Below are 21,244 nucleotides of genomic sequence, written 5' to 3'. Positions count from 1 at the left end.
ACAAAGGATGGTGACCATGGACCTAAAATCACTGAAAACATTCCACAGGATTCTGAGCTCAGGGAGTTTTCACCGGGCGGCTGAGGAGATGAACTACGCCCAATCCACTGTCTCAATGCAGATACAGAGGCTGGAAGCAGAGGTAGGTCTGCAGTTGTTTGACAGGACTCAAAAATCCGTTGGTTTGACTGAGGCAGGCAGAGTGTTTTATGAACAGAGCATTGATATTATGAAACGGATCGACCAACTGAAGTCGACAATGATAGAGGTGGCCCAAGCGGAATCCGGAAGTGTACGCATTGGTGTCACGGAGCCGTCCGCGAGCTTTCGATTTCCAGCAATTCTTGGTAAATTCTTAAACACCCATCCCAATGTGCATGTGAGCGTACATATCGCCAACACCCCCATACTCAACAACTTGCTACATACAGGGGAGATTGACATTGCACTTTGTTCCACTCCTGAAATGGGTACCAGTTTATTCTTTGAACCGTTATTCCAAGAAGGGTTTGTGGTATTACTGCCGGAGCATCATCCCCTCAGCGAACAATCCACCATTTCACCTGAGGATTTCGTCGGACAACGACTGCTTATCACAGCCAAGGACTGCCCGTACCGCAAGAAACTTGAAGTGGTTGCCCAAGAGTGGAACATACCATTAAACACGCTAAACACACTCGAAATCACCAGTATGACAGCCCTAACGAGTTACGTTGAGCACGGAATTGGCATTGCGTTGGTTCCTAGGATAATGACTGAGTCACCGGTACCGGGTACAATAGTACGCGAAATGGGATCGCACTCAATTAATATGACAACCGGCTTTCTATATCAAACTGATAAGCTTCCGATGCTTCCAGCGAGCCGTGCATTGTACCATTTTCTAAAAAACGAATTATTGACATCCATCACACCCTAACTGAAAAGTTTTTTCACACACTGCGATGATAAATTCGCTACATCACTTAAAAGCTGCATTCTTACGCTGAAGTGAGAAGCGATCAAAGAAAATGGTTGTTTACTCATGCTGTCGTCCTGTTATTCATACATAGATTTCATGACAAAAAAGTTCTTTACTGCCTTATAATTAAAGAAAATACACTGTTGCACAGTTGACGCATACTGCGCAATAAAATATGGCTGAGGTGGAATATATGAAAAAGATTAACAATTATTTTGAACTGGGATTATTTTTCAATGGAATTTGGATCCTTTCAAATTCTTTTAATTTGTTACCGAGTTTTATTGAAGGACTATGTTGTGGGGTGGGGTTGACTCTTATACTAATAGGAATGTATGCACAGAATCATGATATATCTAAATTGAGAATTTATAAAAAACGGTTATTGAAAAAAGTATTTCATTTTTAAACCTTTAACACGCAGTTCGTATTCTAATGCGCAATAAAAGGTCTTTATCTCCTGCAGTGAATTCGTTCCATTTGCCAATCACGCCTGAATCAGAAGGCAGTTGCTGTCTTTGAGTTTTTTACTCTCCTTCTTCAGCCGGGCGAGTTTCTCAGTGAGATCGATCATTGTGGCGAAATCCTGGCCGCTCGCGCTGATTCCGGCGACGGCGACGGTCATCAGCGCGAATTTTTCAATAACGCCCCATCTATTTTCAGTGATAATATAGCCTTTTTCACGGTCACTTGAATTGTAATGTTCGAGGACTTTTTCTTGGAATTCGGTGCTCACCTGGCTGCAGAAGCCGGTCAGGTCCTCCTTATCCAGAATGGCGACGAAATCATCGCCTCCGACGTGGCCGACAAATTGCCCGGGAGGAAGATGGGTCAGCAGTATATTGGCGAGCAGCTTGATTACGCAATCGCCGTTCTCAAATCCGTAGACATCATTGTATTCTTTAAAATGATTGATATCCAGATAGAGAATACCGAATGTTTTTCTGGGTGAAAGGCACTGTTTCATCTTTTGCTCAATGACCAGATTGCCAGGCAGGCCGGTCAGCGGATTTTCATATTTAGCTTCGCTAACTTCAATTTCTGTCGCCTTCTCCAGAAGGTTCTTGATGGTGACGGTACCGAGATAGCTGCCCTTCTTATGAACGACGATAAAGTCGTACAGTTTCTCCTGAGGACGGGCCATCGCCGCGCCAGACACTTCATTGATCGGCATCCTGTAGTCCACTGAAATGAATTCTGTATCCATTAATCTGGAAATCGGCTGATTCTGATAGAGGCTGAATCCGAACCGGCCGCTGATCTGCAGGGCCAGATTGGATTTAATGACAATGCCGATCGCACGGCCTTCTTCCACAACACAGAATCCTGACACATCAGGATTTGTTTTGAACTTATCCCAAACCTCCCCAACCTCCATATCTTTTGAAATCGTTTCGGTCGGCAGGCAGATGTTGGAAATATAACTGTTTGTATTCGAATAACCGAGCGTATTATTTTTCCATTTATTATGATCGGTGATTAATTTTTTGATAACGGGATCAATGGCAGGTTTGATTTGCTCCTCCGGTTTTTGAAGCAGATAGCCCTGCGCATAGGGGACACCAAGATCCATCAGGATCATCAGCTCGGACTGTGTTTCGATACCCTCAGCGATCAGGTGGATGTTCGATAGGCGGCAGAATTCGATCAGGCCTTTGATCAGCGCGAAGTTAAGCTTGCCGAGATCAATATCCTGGATCAGGCGCCGGTCCAGCTTGATGTAATGAGGATGTATATCATTGATCAGATTCAGCCCGGAGTACATCGACCCGGCGTCATCAATGGCGATATAGAATTCCTCAGATTTAAAATGTGTGATGGACTCGATGAACTGATTCGCGTCTGAAATTGAATTCCGCTCTGTGATCTCGAAGACGATCTGGTTCGGCTCGATGCCGAACTGCCTTAAATACTGTCTTGTAAAGGTAAAACGGAATGGATCACTGTTCAGAATAACTGGATTGATATTCAGGAAAAGCCTTCGGTCCCTATATTCCGGATACTTATCTTTGATTGTGTGCAGCGTAATGGATCGGCAAAGCGAGTCCAGCTCCCAGAGGCGGCCGCACTTGCCGGCTTCGCGGAACAGCAGTTCACTGTTTGACAGCGGAGATGCGCAGGTCACCCGGCTCAGAGCTTCATAGCCGAGAATATTGCCGCTCCTCAGAGAAACAATCGGTTGGAAAACGGTTTTGATGTGCCGACCTTTGATGATTTTATCAAGTTCCGGTCTGAAATCCTGTCCCATGGGCCTATTCTCCTGCATCGTTCGCATTCTCGATTTCCAATGTTTTCAATTATAACGTCCAAAGGCAAATCTGACAGATCAATTATGTAAAATTTATGTAAAATTTTTCTATAGTGCTGATTAAAAAAGTGACAACTGAGAATCTCTTAAAATGGAGATCAGTTGAATTATAATGAGATTACGAGTGCGCACGAATCGAAATGCTCGGCCGTTTCATAATCAGTAGTAGATGCTACTGAGATTTTTTCGAAAAAATAAGAGGTGAATCTGATGAACGATCTGTTTTGCGAGATACCCGGATCGAATGATTGGAAGAAGGTAAAACCAATCCAAAAAGGGTGGTCGGGGGATCATAAATATTATGTTGAATCTGCGGATCATAGAAAATTTCTGCTTCGGGTCTCTATTATTTCCAATTTTGATCGAAGGCAGAGTGAATACGACACCTTGAAGCGGTGCTACAGTAACGAGATTGTCATGCCCGAACCCATAGGCTTTGGCGTTTGCAGTAGGGGACAGAATGTTTATACTCTGCTGACCTGGGTTGATGGTGATGATGCCGGAAGGGTCTTGCCGGCACTTTCTGAGAAAGAGCAGTATAGGCTTGGCTACTCTGCGGGGCAGATGCTGAAACGTATTCATCAAAACCCGGCGCCGGATGAACTTCCGCCATGGTCGGAAACATTCAATCGGAAAATCGACAGGAAGATTAAAGCCTATCGGGACTGCGGCATCCGGCTGGATTATGACGGTCGACTCATCAAGTATATCGAGTCAAATCGTCATCTTCTGGATTACAGGCCGCAATCCGTTCAGCACGGAGACTATCATTGCGGCAACATGGTGATCAGCAGCGAGCATCAAGTCGGCATCGTTGACTTTGACCGGCTGGATTATGGCGATCCATGGGAGGAATTCAACCGGATCACCTGGAGTGCGGACGTCAGTCCGGCTTTCGCCTCGGGGCAGATCAACGGCTATTTTGACGATGATGTTCCTGATACATTTTTCAGACTGATGGCACTGTATATCGCCGTCAATCAGGTTTCCTCCATTCCTTGGGCCATTCCGTTCGGACAGTCGCAAGTCAACGTGATGATGGATCAATCAAGAAAGGTTCTAGAGGCATATGATCAGTATCAAAACTACATTCCTAAGTGGTATAGTTTTAGAAAATAAAAATCATGCAAAAATATTTTTTCTCGAAAGTGCGATAAAAGGGATAACTCATTCGTCTAATCATTAGCGGCAGAGGAAAATGGGGTGGCAGTCTCCTTGATCGATAAAAGAACCTTGTCTGAGTGGTTTAATTTATATAGTGACGACTTAAAGCATTATCTGGTTTACAGAATGGGGACGGCAGATGTAGATGACCTTGTCCAGGAAACATTTATTAAAGTCATCAATGCTATAGATGCCTTTCAATTCCATTCTTCTCCGAAGACATGGCTTTTCAGCATCGCCAGAAATGTGGCTATTGATGAACTTAGAAGAAGAAAGCGTTTGAAATGGCTGAGCCTCGTTCCTGATTTCTCGAAACATGAGCCAGAAGGCGGGGAGATGCCGGAATCCGTCCTTGGCTTAAATAATGAATCCGCCTTAATTTACAAAGCCATTTTGAAGCTAAGGCCGAACTATCGTGATGTTGTTACTCTCAGAGGCATCAAGGAACTGTCTGTCGGTGAAACCGCGCAGATCCTGAACTGGAGTGAGAACAAAGTGCGGTCAACGTACCATCGGGCACGCAAAGTATTGAAAGAGGAGCTAGGAGGTATTCTGAATGAGTGACCTTGATCAACGGCTAAAAGATATGCCCAAATTCGATATTTCGAGTCAGCAGAAGCAGGAAATGCATCGTTCAATTATGGCTTACTATGATAAAAGAGTGAAAAGATCTACGCGGAGCAACCGACTTAAAAAGCTGTCAGTGGTACTTGGAAGTTTAGCCGCTCTGGCACTACTTTTCATAATCATCACGGCGTCGCTGAATCAGAAAGTGGAAAACAGGGCCGTTGATGCGATCAAGGCACCCCAGAACAGCCAGACATCATCCGTACAGGAAAACAGTGGATCCACCGCACAATCCCAGCCTGACCCGATACTCAAGACCAGCCTCACTCTGCCGAACGGAAAGATTGTAACTCAATCTGCGCAGTGGAAAGGCCTGACTATCCAGCTAAACGTTTCGAGCATTTCTCCAGATGAGGCAGCTGATCCGGAAATGTTTAAAGGTGTCATAGGCAATCACTCCACGATTATCAGTCATGAAATCGTGCCGACGTCAGCCGGGGAGGCAATTCTGGCACTTAATAAAAGGACCAAACCGGCAGCCGCCCAATCAAGCGAAGCAGCTTATGAATACTGGGTGATCGTCCACGGCAGCCAGTATGCTTATTCCATAGAAGTTTCATTTTTCGGCAACCCGAGCATTGAAAAACATCAAGTCGAGCACCTGCTTGGACAATGGAAAGTGCCGAAGGAAGGCCTCAAGTAATCAACACTGAGTTTTGATCTTGTAGGCTATCAGCGGATCTGAACTCCTTATCAGCTGAATCGAATTCAAAATATTATCAGCGGAAACCCACGGAATATCAGCCAAAACTTTTTCATGTTAACTTGATCATGATCAAAAATAATTTGACCGTTGCTTCGTTCATGTTAACCGCGCCATAACTAAATGCTGAGAAATCTATGATCGGATTTGATGATTGTAGAGTCGACTGGTGATGTAAAAAGGCGCATATAATCTACCCGGTATCAATAATTAAGATACGGGGTAGTTGCTGCATTCCAGCCAGGATTAGAAACGCGCTAATCGCGGGCAACATTCATCTTACGGATATTCACCTTGATTTCGTGGACAATTTCTGAGGGCGTTTTTTGATCCGTAATCACTTGAATGTCTGCAGATTGCTCGTAGTAACTTTCCCGTTCCTGGAAAAGTTCAATCAACCTGTTTTTGTCCAGCGTCCGAAACAACGGCCGGGTGTGATCATCCTGTAAACGTTCCAGAATGATTTCCGGAGAGGTTTTTAAATAAACGACCGGTATATTGGCCTCATGGAGTAATTGACGATTGGTCAGACTGACGGGCGTGCCACCACCTGTTGATAGGACACCATCCTCACTGAGCGCTGACGCAAGAGTTTTCGATTCCAGTTCGCGGAAGTATCTTTCTCCATGCTCCGTAAATATCTGATTGATTGATTGACCCGAGTGGGCCACGATCATTTGATCTAAATCTAAATGAGGGCGGTGAATGAAATCGGCTAACAAATGTCCGACTGTTGTCTTGCCGCTTCCCATAAAACCGACTAATATAAGATCGACCATTAGTTACTCACCTCTTACTACTGATAGCCCATGCTGGCGTAATTCATCTTTTGCACGGGTCAGATCTTGCTGATTTGAAAAAGATAACTGCAAAACCCCATCCACTTCTTCTCTGATTTCTAGAATATGGATATTAACTAAATTAATCTTTGCTTCTGCCAGAATATGAGTGACTTGAGCGATGGCACCTACCCGATCGGGAATGTTGATAAATAAATCATAAAAATTTGGATCGTGCGCCGCAGCCTGGGCATTAATACTGTCCCGAGTGATTTTTGCTTGATGAAAATAATCATGAATCGCTTCATGATCGGATGAAACAATAGCCTGTCTGATTTGCCCCAGCCGGTCGCTGAATTTATCGATTTTATCAACAATAGTATCGCTGTTACTTAATAAAATATCTGTCCACATCTCCGGATCAGAAGACGCAATTCTCGTGATGCTTCTGAAACCCCCCGCGGCTAATCTCAAGGATAAAGGTGATTGGCTGAATTCATCCTGAGACATGTTGACTAATCCGGAAGCAATGATATGCGGCAAGTGACTGATCTGAGCCACGATCCGGTCGTGCCGAGCGGCTGAAACCAGTTGCCATTTGACGTGCAATCCGGACAATAATGACTGCAAATCTTTTACCGCATTCTGATCTGAAAGGGTGTCCGTGATCAGGAAATAGTAGGCACTTTGAAATAAATTCGCCCGGGCTGCGCTAATCGTTGTTTTATGTGAGCCAGCCATGGGGTGGCCGCCAATAAAATTAATGCCCTTACCAGTTAACCTTTTCGCTTTCACCATAATTTGTTGTTTCGTACTGCCCACGTCAGTCACGATAACTCCGGGCTTCAGTCGCATGTCGGCCAGCTGATCCATGTGGTCCAAAATAATACGGACCGGGGTGGCTAAAATGATGACATCGGCCGCCGCAGCAATATCCTGCAGGCGAGGAAAGCCGCCATCAATTATACCGCTGCTTTGCGCCGACACCAATGAGTTATGGTTTACATCGACGCCAAAAATTTGGTGATCCGGCCATTGTTTCCGTATCACCAAAGCAATTGAGCCCCCGATGAGCCCTAAGCCGTCGATAACGATTGTTTTCATAGCGCCGCAAACCCTTTCGCAGAGATTAATTGATTCAGATCAGTGAAAAAGTTTGGATAGGAAATATTAATCGCCGATTCATTGGCTAGTTTAAGCTCGCCCTTAATTAATAGTGCGGCCACTCCCAGCATCATCCCGATCCGATGGTCACCGTGCGAGTCAACGCGATCCGTATCTTGAGGATTCAATGGGGTTGCCCCGTTAATAATCATCCCATCCGGTAATTCAGTGATATCCGCACCGAGTTTGATCAATTCTTCTGTGACGACAGCGATTCGATCCGTTTCTTTGACCCGTAACTCCTCGGCCCCGGTTATTTTTGTTGTCCCCGAAGCCTGGGTTGCCAGTAAGGTGATAAGCGGCAGTTCATCAATCACGTTTGGAATATCCTCGCTGGATATGCAAATGGCGTGCAGTACAGAACTTCGTATCAACAGATCTCCGGAAGCTTCGACCTGATTCGTTTCGTTTTGAATGGTAATATCTGCACCCATTCGTTTTAAAATAGTTAAGAAACCGGTACGTGTCGGATTTAAGCCTACATTTTTCAGCCGGATCTCGCTATTCGGCAGCAAAGTCGCGGCAGCGATGAAAAATGCGGCAGACGACATATCGCCGGGAACCGTGACGCTTTGGCCTATAAGATTTGGCTTTCCTGTCACTTTGATGGTCAAGCCCTGCTGCTCGATCTCACCGCCAAATGCTTTCAACATTAATTCGGTATGATTTCTGGTTTGTTGTTTCTCGATGATCGTTGAAATGCCATCGGCTTGCAGTGCAGCTAAAATGAGCGCACTTTTCACCTGAGCGCTGGCGACTGGCAGCCGGTAGTTAACCGTACTGAGATTAGAATCACCATGAACGGTAATGGGCAATGTTCCGTTACCGGTAACCCTGAATTCCGGTCCTAATTGAGACAGAGGTTCGGTGACCCGCTTCATGGGCCGCTTGCTCAATGATTGATCGCCAATCAAATCAGTTGTGAAGTTCTGCCCACTTAATAAGCCTAGCAATAGCCGGGTTGTCGTTCCTGAATTGCCCATATTCAGCGGATGCTGCGGCTCACTCAGACCGTTCATTTTAACCCCGTGCACTAAGACATGATCATCCTGACGTTCAATGTTTACCCCCATATCCTGAAAGGCTTGGATTGTCGTTAAGCAATCTTCAGATGGAAGAAAATGAGTAATTTCGGTTTCACCAGAACTGATGGCACCCAGAATAATACTGCGATGGGAAATACTTTTATCACCCGGTACACTGAGTTCCCCGTGTAACCCCTTCTGAACGTTCGTTGTTAAGGTTTTCAAGTTCAATTCACCTTGTTTTTTAGATTATTTGATACACACACCAAACCATGTCGGGCGTGTAAGTCCGTTCAATTTTTTCATCAGAACTCAGTTGAACATTTTGCTGATTGGTTAGAACAAAACGCGCCTGAGTTGTCGCATATTTTTGATACGCCAGGTATTTACTATCCGCGTACTTAATCACTGCGTGACCCGGAATGAATTTTAAATAATTGTCCAGCAATGTCGCTGTTGACGGGTGGGTATAGGCAACATTGTTGGTGGCAGTCAGCCGCCGGATTAAAACCAGCGGATTAAGCGGATGACGAAAACAGTCGATCAGCTTTAACTGATCCAAATGAGCATAATGAAAATCAGCCCAGTCCATGTGAACATGGCATGATTTGAAAGCGGCAGGAATGATCAGATAGTCACCCGGATAATCATTCAAATGATTAATAATTTCTTCAAAACGCCCATGGAGCACAATGTGGTTCACGCCGGGCATCTTCCGCAGATAATATTGGGCGGCGCTATTGCTATCGGTCTCCTCAGGCCCAAGGGTATGGATAATCATAGGCATAGAACTCCTTAATAGTTCTTAAGCTCATTACAATAATCGCTGTACTGTTTTTTCAGGCGCTCCATGTTATTGTAGTCAAAAGTATCCAAAATTGCTTGGCATAACTCAATGGCTACTGCGGCTTCAATGACGATTGATGCTGCAACAATTGCTGTGACGTCCGAGCGTTCAATGCTTGCTTTATGCTCTTCTTTGGTGTCAATAGAAACACTGTGCAAGGGCTTATAAAGCGTGGGGATTGGCTTCATCGCGGCATTGACGATGATCGTCATGCCATTCGTCATGCCCCCTTCAAATCCGCCAAGATGGTCGCTGCTCCGGTACCAGCCTTTGTTCGGATCCCAATAGATTTGATCCATGACCTGGCTGCCTGGTTTGGCGCTTATGTCAAAACCGTCGCCAAATGAAACGCCCTTCATAGCGTTAATACCCATAACAGCCGCCGCAATTTTAGCGTCCAGCTTTTCATTCCAACTGATGTAGCTACCAAGGCCGGCCGGCACATTTTCAGCAACAATCCGAATGACTCCGCCCAGGGTATCTCCGTCTTTTTTCGTCTGATCAATCAATTCATGGATGGGGGCGACTTTATCTTGTTTGATAATTCTCAAGTCATTTTTGCTGATTTCCTCTTCTATCTGAGCGGTTGATAATAATTGATTGCTGTCCGCGTCGATGGTTCCGATTTTCTGAACATAGCCGGCAATTTGAATACCTAATTGATTCAGCAACTGAATACAAATGGCGCCAATGGCCACCCGCATCGCTGTTTCACGCGCGGATGAACGTTCCAGCACATTGCGCAAGTCCCGATGACCATATTTCATCCCGCCTACCAGATCGGCATGGCCGGGGCGCGGATTCTTGACCTCCCGCATCGCGATGTCCGGATCAGGTTCACCTACTGGCTTCATGACTTCGCTCCAGTGGCTGTGATCGATGTTAGCAATCCGTAACGTGATTGGGGATCCCAGAGTGATGCCATGACGCACGCCGGAGGTAATGATCACTTGATCCTTTTCAATCTTTTGACGATAACCGCGTCCATAGCCGCCTTGCCGCTCGTGCAACTTGTGATTGATCTGATCGACCGATAGTTTTAATCCGGCTGGAAACCCTTCAATTAATCCGGTTAATTCCGGTCCATGCGACTCTCCCGCAGTTAAGTAAATCATTTAGCTCTTCCTTTCTCTTGTACCTGAGATTGACAGTCCTTTGAACTTGTTAAGATGGTTTGAAAAATGGCTTGGTAATAATCAGCGTTCTCACGATCTGAAATCTGCTGATCGATCTGACTCATGATTTGGCTTTCACGATTCGGATCAAAGATCGGCCCATGCTGGCTCATTTTCTTGATCCCGATCGTCTTGATTAATTTAAATCGCCACTGCAATAATTTGAGGATCCAGTAGTCAATAAAATTAATTTGATTGCGCTCTGTTTGATAATCTGCGGTGTCAGCGGAAGCAGCCATTAACCGATAACCGATCACCCAAATGGCAAATGAAACGAGCGCAATGATAATATCTGAGCGTAGCGCGGCTGCCGTACTGATCGTGGACAGCATGCCGGTAAAAATAGGAACAGTGAATGAAGCAATACTGCCAAACGAGAAATAGATACCGGTAGCGCGTCCCTTGGCCTGAGGGAACAAAGAACTGAAAATATTCAGCCCCACCTGCATGACACCACCGGCGGCTGTCGCTCCGAAAATAAACGAAGCAATGCTGACAAGCCAGGTGCTACCTGAAAAGCCGATCACCAAAAGCATGAGGAGCGACAAACTATTCAGACTGACAATCAATTTGACTTCTCGGATTAATGACCATTTGAGAATGGCGAAAATCAGCAAAACGCCGGTTATCGATCCGATACTGTAGAGCGATAGCAGAAAGTGAGCCTCGATATTGCTCATATGCAGGACATCAGTCCCGTAAAGGGTGATCCACTGTGTGAATAATATCATCAGCGCCATCGATGTATAACCATAGATTGAGAAAATGATGAGTAAACCGATTCTTGATCCTGAACGTTTATTCCCGCCAAAAAGCCGATGATTGGTTTGCTTGCCCGTTTTTGCTTTTTGAGGAAATTGAGTTCGGCTGAGCAGTACAAAATTAATCAGCAATATCACGCTGGCAAAGATAAAGCTCAAGCCATACCAGCCGCCCAGATTTTCATTAAGCCCAATGAAAAGAGGCAATACGAATTCCCCGATGGACATCGCGGCTTTGATCAATATATTGGCCGCTCCGTTTTTACTGTCCATCTCAAGAAACGTCGGATACGTTCCGGAATCAAGCGCCGAGTTGGCCACTCCTGCCAGAATGGCTAGTAAGTAGGCCACTCTGAAATCTTTCGTCAGAATGATACCTATAAAAAAGATCAGGTAACTCAGCATGCCTACATATACAAAAGTCTTACGGCCGTATCTGTCCGATAGGCTGCCCAGAAGATAGTAGGCCAGCAGCCGGCCGATCCCGACTCCGGAAACAACATAGGAAACAGTTGCGAGCGGTGTGCCCCACGCGCCGCCTAAGGCTTTCATATTTTGAGTCAGAATCAATAATCCGATTCCATGAACAAAATAGTTCAGATATAAAACAAAACTTAACCTGATTCTGTTTGCTTTCGTCATGTGTTCCAAACTCCTTCTCCGAAAAAAGTGGTAAAAAAATAACCAGTCAGATTCTTAAATCTAACTGGTTACGGGTTATTCATAGGAAATTACATCATCCGGATTGAAATGGCAACCAATTAGATTGAATCGAACGCATCTAGTTGGTCAGACCATTATAGCTTCCCAACTCTAGATACCAAACGCAGACTTGCGTTCGTATCCGGAGTGGATACGAACGCTATCTAAAGTAATAGAAGCTATAATAATAGGATTGAGCCATTTGCAACTGATTCATCGGTGATTTTCCTCTCCGAGTGGATTAGGTATCATTAAACCACTAGAACGTTATCATGTCAATCTCAATTTTTCTTTTGCCGATTATTCTTGCTGATGTGAGGACAGGATAATGGCTTTGCAGAAACGTTAAGGCAGCCATTATCCATTTTTTCGCGTCATGGCAGAGGGAGAAAAAGGAAATTTTTTAAAAAAGTACGTAAGCGTTTACAATATAAAAAATCTGTACTAAAATAATCGTGTTGTGATAACTGTCACAGTTTGTTCACAAATCATCTAAAAAATGGCAGGATGTAAGAACAACACCGACATTCAGCACCATTTACGCGGGATCATGAAAATGCCAAGCCTGTCCGAACCATCTGCCAAATAGGAGGCATCAGGTTATGTCAAAGGGTGTAGCAGTCATTACAGGAGCCGGACAAGGAATAGGAAAAGGGATTGCCAAACGGTTGGCAGACGATGGATTTGCGATTGTTTTAGGTGATTTAAACAAAGAAGTGCTTGAGCAGACGGAAGCAGAATTTAATGAATCCGGGTATCAGGTTGCGTCATTTGTCGGTGATGTGACAAACCCTGACGATCAGAAAAATCTTGTCCGGAAAGCCGTCGATACATTTGGAAGCGTTGACGTGTTTGTCAATAATGCGGGTGTTGACCATGTCGGACCGGTTTTGAGCGTTCAGCCTAAAAACCTGGAATTTTTATTTAAAGTGAATGTTTTCGGAACGGTTTATGGTATTCAAGCGGCAGCGGAGCAGATGCAAAAGCAAGGCGGTGGCAAGATCATCAACGCCTGCAGTATTGCCGGACAGCAAAGCTTCCCGATGATGGGACTTTATTCAGCGACGAAATTTGCCGTTCGCGGATTCACTCAAGCGGCTGCGAAGGAACTGGCCAAGGACAACATTACTGTCAATGCTTATTGCCCGGGAATTGTCGGGACCGGCATGTGGGAACGGATTGATGACGCGATGGTTAAATTCCAAGGTGGAAACAAAGGCGATGCATTTAAGAAAGCCGTTGAAGGGATTGCGCTTGGAAGAAGCGAAACGCCAGCGGATATTGCCAATTTCGTCTCTTTCCTTGCTTCACCGGATTCCAATTATATCACCGGACAGTCGGTCAGCGTTGACGGCGGCATGGTTTTCAGTTGACGGAGCGACAGGTGAGTACAAATAGAGAAAGGGCTGTCTCAGTATGAGGCAGTCTCTTTTTATTTACGCCAATTGCTCCATAAAAATAAAAATGGTACGTTATCAGTATAAGTTGATGATCACGTGTCCCGGATCAAGGAGGAAAAATGGTGCAATCTGAGCCGTGGATGTATGCGCCACTTAAAACACGTATCTGTGCATTCCTGCTCGATTATCTCGTCATCGCTGTCTATGGTGTACTGGTCTTAGGCACTCTTTCAGTAGCCTTTCGGTCATTTTTCAGACCCCTATTTACCGGATCTCCGGCCATAGCGGAGCTGACAGGCTTCGCACTGATTACACTACCCGTTTCACTTTATTTTCTCTTATGTGAACGGTCGGACTGGCAGGGGACATGGGGCAAAAAGAAAATGTCTCTCCGTGTGGTTGATGGTAGTGGCCGACGCATTGGGCTTAGCCGCTCAATCCTCCGTACGGCGATTAAATTTCTTCCCTGGGAAATGGCGCATTTCGCTGTATGGCACATGATTCTGCCATCGAACTTTTCCGGGGGCGTGGTTATTGGCATCCTGATTATGGTCTATCTCGCCGTGATCAGCTATGTGCTGAGCCCATTGTTGAATAAGAAGAAACAAACCATTTATGATCGGATTGCGGGGACAGCAGTAATTCGTAATGAACAGAGAGAGGATTGATCGAGAAATGGGAGAAAGTGGAATAATAATAAGGGAAGCCATTGCGGACGATGCTGAAAAAATGTTGAACTATCTGGAGAAAATTGCGGCTGAGTCCGATTTTCTGACATTCGGCCCGGGGGAATTTAAACTGACGCTCGAGCAGGAAAAAGACACACTTGACAGCTATTCAATCAAAGATAATGCTTTATTTCTAGTTGCGGAAATCAACGGAAAAATAGTTGGTAACCTAGATTTCCAGGGGGGTTCCAGACCAAGAACAGCCCATACCGGAGAATTCGGCATCAGTGTCCTGAAAGACTACTGGGGACAGCACATTGGCAAAGTGCTGCTGAAAACACTGATTAACTGGGCCAAAGGAACCGACCTCATCAGGAAAATTAACCTGCGTGTCCGCAGCGACAACGAACGGGCAAAGCATCTTTATCAATCCGTCGGTTTCATTGAAGAAGGCATCATCAGCAGGGATCTGCTGGTAGACGGTACATTTTATGACAGTATCCTGATGGGCTTGACGATAGACTGATCTTTCCTCTTTTTGAGATCGACCGAAAACCTGTCCGGTTTGGACGATAATTTGTCCGATTCCAGCGAAAACCTGTCCGATTCAGCCGAGAACTTGTCCGGATACACTGAAAATCTGTCCGATTTTGAGCCGATACACCACAAATTTTCGATCTGATCGCCATGCAATGAGTCCGTATTTATACACTCACTTGATGACGCGCCACCAGTAGAGCGCCAGAATCATCAGAATAAGTGTCAGGGATCCTAAGAAAAAGACGGTACTGTTTCGAAGCAAAAAACTCAGGACAACCCAGACTAAGCTCAACCCCGTGACGGCACTGAATTCTTTTATTGTGATCCATGTGTTTTTTCTCGGATAAGCGACGAGCAGTGCCAGCACGGAATAAACGAAAAGGAACGCGCTTAAGTCGAAGAGAATCGCAAAAAATGTTGTGCCTAGTTCCTTCAGGATAAATAGTTCCAATAGGGCCGTCATTAAATTAATCCCGACAAAAATAAAATAATGCACATGAATTAAAACTAAACCGGCTGTTCGAGCTTTCCGATTGATGCCCCGTTCATAGCTGATAATATAGATTGTGAAAAGCAGGGCAATAATCATGAAATAGAAAACACTTTCAAGCCTCAAATGGTGACTATTAATGGTCTGTGCTACGGCAATTACGGCTTCACCGAACAGCAACAAGGTAAACAGTGAATAACGTTCTGTCAGATGATCAAACTGCGTCGAAAAATTGGTCAGCGTCCGTTTCATGAACAGCGGATAGAAAGCGACGGTGAAGATCGACGCAGCATAGATGGCGAAGCGTACGGAATAAGGCACTGAAAAGGGCAGGATGGTCACAAAGCCGACCAGACTGATTACCGCAAGCAGCACAGAAAAATGAAAGGTCAATTTTTTCCCCTCAGGTGCATTTGCCCGTCTTGACTGTAGGTAGTACTGAAAGGCGATGCTTAAAAAAAGAACGGACGTAGATCCGGCAAACGTGAAATGAGTGGACGCAAAGTCTTCATTCAGAGACTGTGACAGAATCACAACCCAGAACATATCAAAAATCAGAAACAGCGAATTGCCGAGATCCTCTTTCAGAAAACGATTCGCGTAAACCGTCTGATACGTCCAAATTGTCCAGAACACAAGCATCATCATCAAATATTCTGCCAGATCAATCAGCGGTAGAGTATGATTGCTGACGAGATGCAGCACCTCGGTCATCCGGCTGATGGCATAGGCAAAGATCAAATCGTAAAACAATTCCAGCGTGCTGACTTCTTTCTTCCCAATCAACTTTTCCACCATTTTTCAACCTCCACCCACGAGCTCCTCTGCTCTCATTTCAGCATAAAAGTAAGAAAAAAGCCAACCTGAACACGCTTTGGCAAAACAGAGATCATTTAACCTCAAAAGTTGCCGTCAGATGATTGGCGATCTTCGTCACATACGTGACTTTCACATTCTTTGAAATGGCTGTTGTTCTAATATTAAATGATTCCCGATAAGTATCATGGATCAATTGCATAAGTAAAATATTTGACAAAATGAGCAAAAGGAAATGATTATATAGTCTCAAAATAAGTTATAATTAGGCAAATAGTTTGAATTTTATTCACCACTTTGGAGGGCGTATGCTGCAAATCTATTTGCTTTGTGCGATTCTAGTCACTATTTTTTGGGCTGGGTTGGGAATAATTATCCTTTCTGCAAGTTTAATCTATCGAACAACCCACTATTTCCATGTCACCCACCAACCGTACTTAAGAATGCTCCGCTCAAAGGGTCTTCTGGGTGAATATCTCACTTATAAAAATTTGCGAAATGTAGATGGGAATGCGCGCTTTCTTTTTAATTTGTATCTCCCGAAGGAAAACGATGAAACGACCGAAATTGATGTTTTGATGATTCATGACAGCGGCATTTACGTCTTTGAATCGAAGAATTACAGCGGTTGGATTTTCGGTTCGGAAAATCAGAAAGTCTGGACGCAATCCTTGCCTCAGGGCCGAAAAAGTGTCAAAAATCATTTTCTCAACCCAATCATGCAAAATAAGCTTCATATTAAGTATCTCAAGCAGTATCTCAGCGATTTTCCCAACGTCGTTTACCATTCTTTTATGCTGTTCAGTGACCGGTGCGCTTTAAAGAAAATAACGATTACAGATGGTCAGACACAGATTATGAATCGCCGGTACGTACTAGAAAAGGTGAAGGGCAGAGCCAGGCAAGTCGGATTTGTTCTGTCTGCGGAAGAGATCAAGGCTATCTATGATCTTCTGTATCCGTATTCTCAGGCTCCGGAAACACTGAAAGAGGAACACATTAAGAACATTAAAGCAAAAATTGAACCTCAAAAGCCTGATACAGAATTGAAAATCAATGGGAATCCCGAGATACAGCAGGCAAAAAGTGAAACGGGAGCCGCATCAGTAACGCAGGAAGATGTAAAAGTTTGTCCTAAATGTGGCAAACCCATGTTACTCAGAACTTCTAGAAGAGGTCAGCATGCCGGAGAAAAGTTCTGGGGGTGCTCGGGGTACCCATACTGCAGGTATATCGAGAAAGGTGAGGGGCAAACGAAAAAATAAGAAATAAAGATAATAGTTCTCTATCATCGGGAGGATATCTAATGAAAAAACCTTCAATAACTGATATTCAAGCGGAAAAACTAATTAAAATGCTAAAGTTGGTCTTAAAGCGTTACCTTGTTAAACTTGACCTTGGAGCAGCAGGAGAAATTAATCTTTGCGACGAATTGAATAAATACCGTTTTACCATATATTATGAAGTTTCGAACAAAGTACCTAGTAAGATGCATATACATATTCGTGAAAAAACAATTGGAGTTAACTTGTTTCGTGTGAACATGGACCCCAATGGATTTCATAAGAATAGCAGTGGTGAAATCATCAAAGGTAACAGGATCATGAAGTATTCGATGAATGAGTGGTATGCAAAAGACGATGGAGTTACCTATTTTAAGGCATATCCACTCCCTGTGGAAGCATTCCCTATAATTGATTCGCTTGTTGCTATTTTTAAATCATTTCTGAGTTATACTAATGAGCAGCGCGTCAATCAAATGCTGGAACGCTCAATTATTTCTGAAGACGTGATAGATGTGTTTGATACGCTCGGCCTGAAACAGCCGGAAATCTCGCTGCTTGATGAACAGTTCCTGCAGGAAGTCCGGACGATGAAGACGAGAAATCTTGCAAGGGAAATGCTGAAGAAACTGCTCGAAGGCGAAATCAAATCCATGGCCCGGACGAATCTGGTCAAGTCCGAACTGTTCTCGGAGAAGCTGCGGAAATCACTGAATAAGTATCGCAATCAGTCGATCACGAACGCCGAAGTGATCGAAGAACTGATCCGGATGGCCGACGAAATCCGGAAAATGAGCGCAGACGAAGCCAAACTCGGCCTGAACAAGGATGAAATCGCCTTTTACTATGCCCTCTCCAAAGATAAGGTTGTCCGGGACTTCTATACGGACGACACACTTAAGAAGATCGTGCAGGAGTTGACAGCCACGATCCGAAACAATGTCACGATCGACTTCAACATTCGTGAGCAGGCTCAGGCAATGATGCGCATCCACATCCGTCGGTTACTGAAGAAATATGACTATCCGCCTGAACAAGCCAAAAATGCACTTGAAATTGTGATGAAGCAGGTTAACCTGATGTCAGGCAACGAAGCACCAGATGAAGAGACTTATGATGGGATGCTTGGAGCGCAGACGGCGGCGGAGGATAAGGAAAATTATCATGCAGAATGAAAATATTCACTCCTATATAAAAGATATAGCAAATCATCTTTGGCAACCTACTATTTATGGACATGCATCGGTAATGGTAGGTGCTGGCTTTTCAAAAAATGCAATTTCTAGTGTTCATGACAAAAGTTTACCAAATTGGGGTGAATTGTCTTTATCTATATTCGACAGGCTTTATACCAGGGACACAAAGACAGATGTTGTTGAACAGTGGAATACAAAAAGGGTCGGAAAGACATTCGGTAGAAATGCTCTCAATATTGCCGAAGAGTTCAGGGTTACTTTTGGACGATCAGCGTTAGATAAGCTTATTGAAATTAATTTACCAGATTTAGAGTACCAACCTGGTCCTTTGCATACACAATTACTTGAACTCCCATGGAACGATGTATTTACGACGAATTATGATACCCTCTTAGAAAGAACGATATCAAAGATTAATATCAAAAATAGGAAAAATTATAAAATTGTCAGAACGCAAAATGATTTACCAGGGAGTACGCGCCCACGAATAATTAAATTACATGGAAGTATGCCTACAGCGAAACCATATATTATTACTGAGGAAGATTATCGCACTTATCCGAAAAAATTTGCTCCATTTGTGAATACTGTACAGCAAGCAATGCTAGAAACCCAGCTTTGTTTAATAGGGTTCTCCGGAGATGATCCTAATTTTACAAGTTGGCTCGGATGGCTTAGAGATAATATGCAAGAAAATTGTCCGAAAATATACTTGTGTGGAGTCTTTGACGATTTAAATTCTTCAGAGAAAAAACTATTGGAACAAAGGAATATAGTTATTGTTGACATTGGATCTTTAATAAAAGGAGAGACAAGTAATAGGTATAGTGATGCTCTAGTTTTGTTTTTCAAGGAACTAAAAGAAAATAAGATTACAACTAAAGATATCTATCAATTACCTAAGGAATTAGATAATTTAAAACATCTAATTTCTAAGATCCGCTCTCAAAATAGAATTTGGAGTAGATACGCAGCACTGCCTGAAAAAATACGTGCCAAAGCAAGCCTGAATCTTGATGCTCACTTAGATAAAGTCCTATCCGATAAAACTGGTACATATGAAGACAGATTGCTTTATGTTTCTGAACTATGCCAAAGAAAATGCCATTGTTTATTGCCTTTCACTAATAAGCAAATAACTCAACTTGAAGAACTAATAAATCATATCAACGATTCTAAAGAGAATGACAATGAAGCTTCTAATACTTGGGCTGAATTGTGCTTGTCTTTATGTCTAAATTATCGACAAAATAATCTGCGAGATAGATATATAAGATTAATGGATAAGTTGGAACATAAATTAAACGAATTTAATGAAGAAGTATCAATGAGGTTCTTTCTGGAAAAAAGTATCTTTGCATTACAAAGCTTCGATTACATTGAATCTCTTAAATGGATTAGAAGGATTGGTAGTACTTCACCAATTGTAATAAGAATTAAAAAATGTTGTATTCTAAGTCAACTAGGATTAGAAAAAGATGCAAAACAAAATCTTAAAGAAATTTCAATGGATGTAGCTCAACAATTTATGCCAAAAGAGGTTTATGCCTCTTTAATTGGCTATATTAACCTCTGCTATAGGAGCTTAGGAATTTGGGAGAATAATGAGTTCGATATTTTCTCAGATAATGAATCTTTAGATTCAAAGTATAATACACGAAATATCCTAAATGGAATGCAAGAAATACTCTTCTCAAAATTACAAGACGCTGAAGGAAAAGATAAAAAAATAACGAAATCATTTTCTCCAAATACATTTGTTCACCATTTTGGAACTGGAAGTAAAGAGGTAACAGAAGCAAGAACTGCAAGTTTCCAATACTTAAATCTTATTGATTCGTTATGCTTACCGGTCTTTGGTGATCACAAATCATCAATTTTTGGAGCAATCCAACATATTCTTGAAAATATTAAATGCCCATACTGGGAATGGTTTTATATTATTCAATTTCATGATAAGGATTATTATGATAGATTTTTCACCAGATCTTATGTCACTTTTTGCGAGAAAGGCTTAGTTGAACCAATCCTAAATAATCTTATTTTGTTGTTAAAAATTTTTAATACAAATGAAGATTTCAATAGATCAAGAAAGATATTAACTGAGAAAGAAATTATTAATTTGGCATCAAGGTTTGCTCTGCATGCAAATAAAGCAGAGATTAATTTATTGCTAGAAAAATTTGTAGAAATTAATAATAAAGGTCAAATAGCTAATAAATACGAGATAGAGGACGCCCTGAATAATTTCAGTTATGCTTTTGACAAAGAGAAATTGATAGATAATTTGGAATTAATACTATCTTCACCATATAATGGTTTGCATCTATCAAGTCATTTCAATTCGGTAAAAGGACTTCCAGAAGATTTAGTCAAAAAATATTTTCCTGAAATTTTAGCAAACGTAAGTTCATTAGATTTAAGTGTTCGTGATGAGGCCATTTTGAGGCTATTATTGATCAAGAAATCACACACATTTAGTGAGCATGAATCTGAAATAGCCACATCTGTATGTAGTAATTTAAAAGTACCCCACCAAAGTCATTAAAAATTCCCCCACTCTAGTATAAATAAACCCACAATAAGTAATGTGATGTCTTGTTGTGGGGAGATTGGGATGATGATGACTTTGAAG

General features: G+C 43.1%; 17 protein-coding genes and 2 pseudogenes. 11 read left to right on the top strand and 8 right to left on the bottom strand.

Features of this window, described 5'->3' with window-relative positions; all coding sequences use genetic code 11:
- The first annotated feature begins 16 nt into the window (after positions 1–16).
- Positions 17–919, top strand: a complete 903-nt coding sequence (locus E4665_RS08455; RefSeq protein ID WP_135348359.1) for a LysR family transcriptional regulator — start codon at positions 17–19, stop codon at positions 917–919.
- Positions 920–1,448: 529 nt separating this feature from the next.
- Here E4665_RS08455 and E4665_RS08445 read toward each other — a convergent pair.
- A complete protein-coding gene (locus E4665_RS08445; protein ID WP_167815160.1) occupies positions 1,449–3,209 on the bottom strand; it encodes a GGDEF domain-containing protein in 1,761 nt (586 codons plus the stop codon).
- Between the two features lie 270 nt (positions 3,210–3,479).
- Here E4665_RS08445 and E4665_RS08440 point away from each other — a divergent pair, with 270 nt between their 5' ends.
- The 3 genes from E4665_RS08440 (at position 3,480) to E4665_RS08430 (ending at position 5,703) form a co-directional block, all read left to right on the top strand.
- A complete protein-coding gene (locus tag E4665_RS08440; RefSeq protein WP_135348356.1) occupies positions 3,480–4,388 on the top strand; it encodes an aminoglycoside phosphotransferase family protein in 909 nt (302 codons plus the stop codon).
- A 96-nt stretch (positions 4,389–4,484) separates the two neighbouring features.
- Positions 4,485–4,997 carry an RNA polymerase sigma factor gene (locus E4665_RS08435; protein WP_241654758.1) on the top strand — a complete coding sequence of 171 codons (513 nt, stop codon included), beginning with the start codon at positions 4,485–4,487 and terminating at the stop codon, positions 4,995–4,997.
- Positions 4,990–5,703, top strand: a complete 714-nt coding sequence (locus E4665_RS08430; RefSeq protein WP_135348355.1) for a hypothetical protein — start codon at positions 4,990–4,992, stop codon at positions 5,701–5,703. Before E4665_RS08435 ends, E4665_RS08430 begins: the two co-directional genes overlap by 8 nt.
- A gap of 317 nt (positions 5,704–6,020) precedes the next feature.
- Here the strand turns inward: E4665_RS08430 and E4665_RS08425 are convergent, their stop codons facing one another.
- The 6 genes from E4665_RS08425 to E4665_RS08400 are packed head-to-tail and all read right to left on the bottom strand — an operon-like array spanning position 6,021 to position 12,156.
- On the bottom strand, positions 6,021–6,542 hold the full coding sequence (locus E4665_RS08425; protein WP_135348354.1) for a shikimate kinase: 522 nt from the start codon (positions 6,540–6,542) through the stop codon (positions 6,021–6,023).
- A gap of 3 nt (positions 6,543–6,545) precedes the next feature.
- A complete protein-coding gene (locus E4665_RS08420) occupies positions 6,546–7,646 on the bottom strand; it encodes a prephenate dehydrogenase (protein ID WP_135348353.1) in 1,101 nt (366 codons plus the stop codon).
- A complete protein-coding gene (aroA, locus tag E4665_RS08415) occupies positions 7,643–8,956 on the bottom strand; it encodes a 3-phosphoshikimate 1-carboxyvinyltransferase (RefSeq protein WP_135348352.1) in 1,314 nt (437 codons plus the stop codon). The genes E4665_RS08420 and aroA overlap by 4 nt, the downstream gene beginning before the upstream one ends.
- A gap of 19 nt (positions 8,957–8,975) precedes the next feature.
- The gene (locus E4665_RS08410) at positions 8,976–9,512 is read right to left on the bottom strand and encodes a hypothetical protein (protein ID WP_135348351.1); all 537 of its coding nucleotides are present in this window, start codon (positions 9,510–9,512) and stop codon (positions 8,976–8,978) included.
- A gap of 14 nt (positions 9,513–9,526) precedes the next feature.
- Entirely contained in the window at positions 9,527–10,693 is a 1,167-nt protein-coding gene (gene aroC, locus E4665_RS08405; protein ID WP_135348350.1) for a chorismate synthase, read from the bottom strand.
- Entirely contained in the window at positions 10,690–12,156 is a 1,467-nt protein-coding gene (locus E4665_RS08400) for an MFS transporter (protein ID WP_135348349.1), read from the bottom strand. The genes aroC and E4665_RS08400 overlap by 4 nt, the downstream gene beginning before the upstream one ends.
- A 662-nt stretch (positions 12,157–12,818) precedes the next feature.
- Between E4665_RS08400 and E4665_RS08395 the strand changes: the two genes are divergently transcribed.
- From E4665_RS08395 to E4665_RS08385, 3 genes are all read left to right on the top strand, one after another.
- A complete protein-coding gene (locus E4665_RS08395; protein WP_135348348.1) occupies positions 12,819–13,589 on the top strand; it encodes an acetoin reductase in 771 nt (256 codons plus the stop codon).
- A gap of 149 nt (positions 13,590–13,738) precedes the next feature.
- The gene (locus E4665_RS08390) at positions 13,739–14,284 is read left to right on the top strand and encodes an RDD family protein (RefSeq protein ID WP_241654756.1); all 546 of its coding nucleotides are present in this window, start codon (positions 13,739–13,741) and stop codon (positions 14,282–14,284) included.
- Positions 14,265–14,810 (top strand): GNAT family N-acetyltransferase, encoded by a 546-nt coding sequence (locus E4665_RS08385; protein WP_241654754.1) that lies wholly within the window; start codon positions 14,265–14,267, stop codon positions 14,808–14,810. Before E4665_RS08390 ends, E4665_RS08385 begins: the two co-directional genes overlap by 20 nt.
- 186 nt (positions 14,811–14,996) lie before the next feature.
- On the opposite strand, the gene E4665_RS08380 is transcribed toward E4665_RS08385, so the two are convergent.
- A complete protein-coding gene (locus tag E4665_RS08380; RefSeq protein WP_135348347.1) occupies positions 14,997–16,112 on the bottom strand; it encodes a low temperature requirement protein A in 1,116 nt (371 codons plus the stop codon).
- A gap of 326 nt (positions 16,113–16,438) precedes the next feature.
- Here E4665_RS08380 and E4665_RS08375 point away from each other — a divergent pair, with 326 nt between their 5' ends.
- From E4665_RS08375 to E4665_RS08365, 4 genes and pseudogenes are all read left to right on the top strand, one after another.
- Positions 16,439–17,395 (top strand): nuclease-related domain-containing protein, encoded by a 957-nt coding sequence (locus tag E4665_RS08375; RefSeq protein WP_135348346.1) that lies wholly within the window; start codon positions 16,439–16,441, stop codon positions 17,393–17,395.
- A 41-nt stretch (positions 17,396–17,436) separates the two neighbouring features.
- Positions 17,437–17,859 (top strand): annotated as a pseudogene (locus E4665_RS18825) (DUF6978 family protein); the annotation flags it as partial.
- Positions 17,860–17,871: 12 nt separating this feature from the next.
- A pseudogene (locus E4665_RS18820) lies at positions 17,872–18,588 on the top strand (DUF3387 domain-containing protein); the annotation flags it as partial.
- On the top strand, positions 18,578–21,157 hold the full coding sequence (locus E4665_RS08365; protein WP_135348345.1) for an SIR2 family NAD-dependent protein deacylase: 2,580 nt from the start codon (positions 18,578–18,580) through the stop codon (positions 21,155–21,157). The pseudogene E4665_RS18820 and the gene E4665_RS08365, both read left to right, overlap by 11 nt.
- Positions 21,158–21,244 lie beyond the last annotated feature (87 nt).

The sequence above is a fragment of the Sporolactobacillus shoreae genome (assembly GCF_004684935.1).
Classification (GTDB): domain Bacteria; phylum Bacillota; class Bacilli; order Bacillales; family Sporolactobacillaceae; genus Sporolactobacillus; species Sporolactobacillus shoreae.
Note: the sequence above shows the minus strand (reverse complement) of the source record. Positions and strands in the feature narration are given on the sequence as shown.

Bases quoted from the DNA above. Each gene is read 5' to 3' on its own strand.
- E4665_RS08440 (WP_135348356.1), top strand. From the start codon at position 3,480: ATGAACGATCTGTTTTGCGAGATACCCGGATCGAATGATTGGAAGAAG.
- aroC (WP_135348350.1), bottom strand. From the start codon at position 10,693: ATGATTTACTTAACTGCGGGAGAGTCGCATGGACCGGAATTAACCGGA.
- E4665_RS08420 (WP_135348353.1), bottom strand. From the start codon at position 7,646: ATGAAAACAATCGTTATCGACGGCTTAGGGCTCATCGGGGGCTCAATT.
- E4665_RS08430 (WP_135348355.1), top strand. From the start codon at position 4,990: ATGAGTGACCTTGATCAACGGCTAAAAGATATGCCCAAATTCGATATT.
- E4665_RS08380 (WP_135348347.1), bottom strand. From the start codon at position 16,112: ATGGTGGAAAAGTTGATTGGGAAGAAAGAAGTCAGCACGCTGGAATTG.
- E4665_RS08365 (WP_135348345.1), top strand. From the start codon at position 18,578: ATGCAGAATGAAAATATTCACTCCTATATAAAAGATATAGCAAATCAT.
- E4665_RS08375 (WP_135348346.1), top strand. From the start codon at position 16,439: ATGCTGCAAATCTATTTGCTTTGTGCGATTCTAGTCACTATTTTTTGG.
- E4665_RS08400 (WP_135348349.1), bottom strand. From the start codon at position 12,156: ATGACGAAAGCAAACAGAATCAGGTTAAGTTTTGTTTTATATCTGAAC.
- E4665_RS08385 (WP_241654754.1), top strand. From the start codon at position 14,265: ATGAACAGAGAGAGGATTGATCGAGAAATGGGAGAAAGTGGAATAATA.
- E4665_RS08425 (WP_135348354.1), bottom strand. From the start codon at position 6,542: ATGGTCGATCTTATATTAGTCGGTTTTATGGGAAGCGGCAAGACAACA.
- E4665_RS08455 (WP_135348359.1), top strand. From the start codon at position 17: ATGGACCTAAAATCACTGAAAACATTCCACAGGATTCTGAGCTCAGGG.
- E4665_RS08445 (WP_167815160.1), bottom strand. From the start codon at position 3,209: ATGGGACAGGATTTCAGACCGGAACTTGATAAAATCATCAAAGGTCGG.
- E4665_RS08395 (WP_135348348.1), top strand. From the start codon at position 12,819: ATGTCAAAGGGTGTAGCAGTCATTACAGGAGCCGGACAAGGAATAGGA.
- E4665_RS08410 (WP_135348351.1), bottom strand. From the start codon at position 9,512: ATGATTATCCATACCCTTGGGCCTGAGGAGACCGATAGCAATAGCGCC.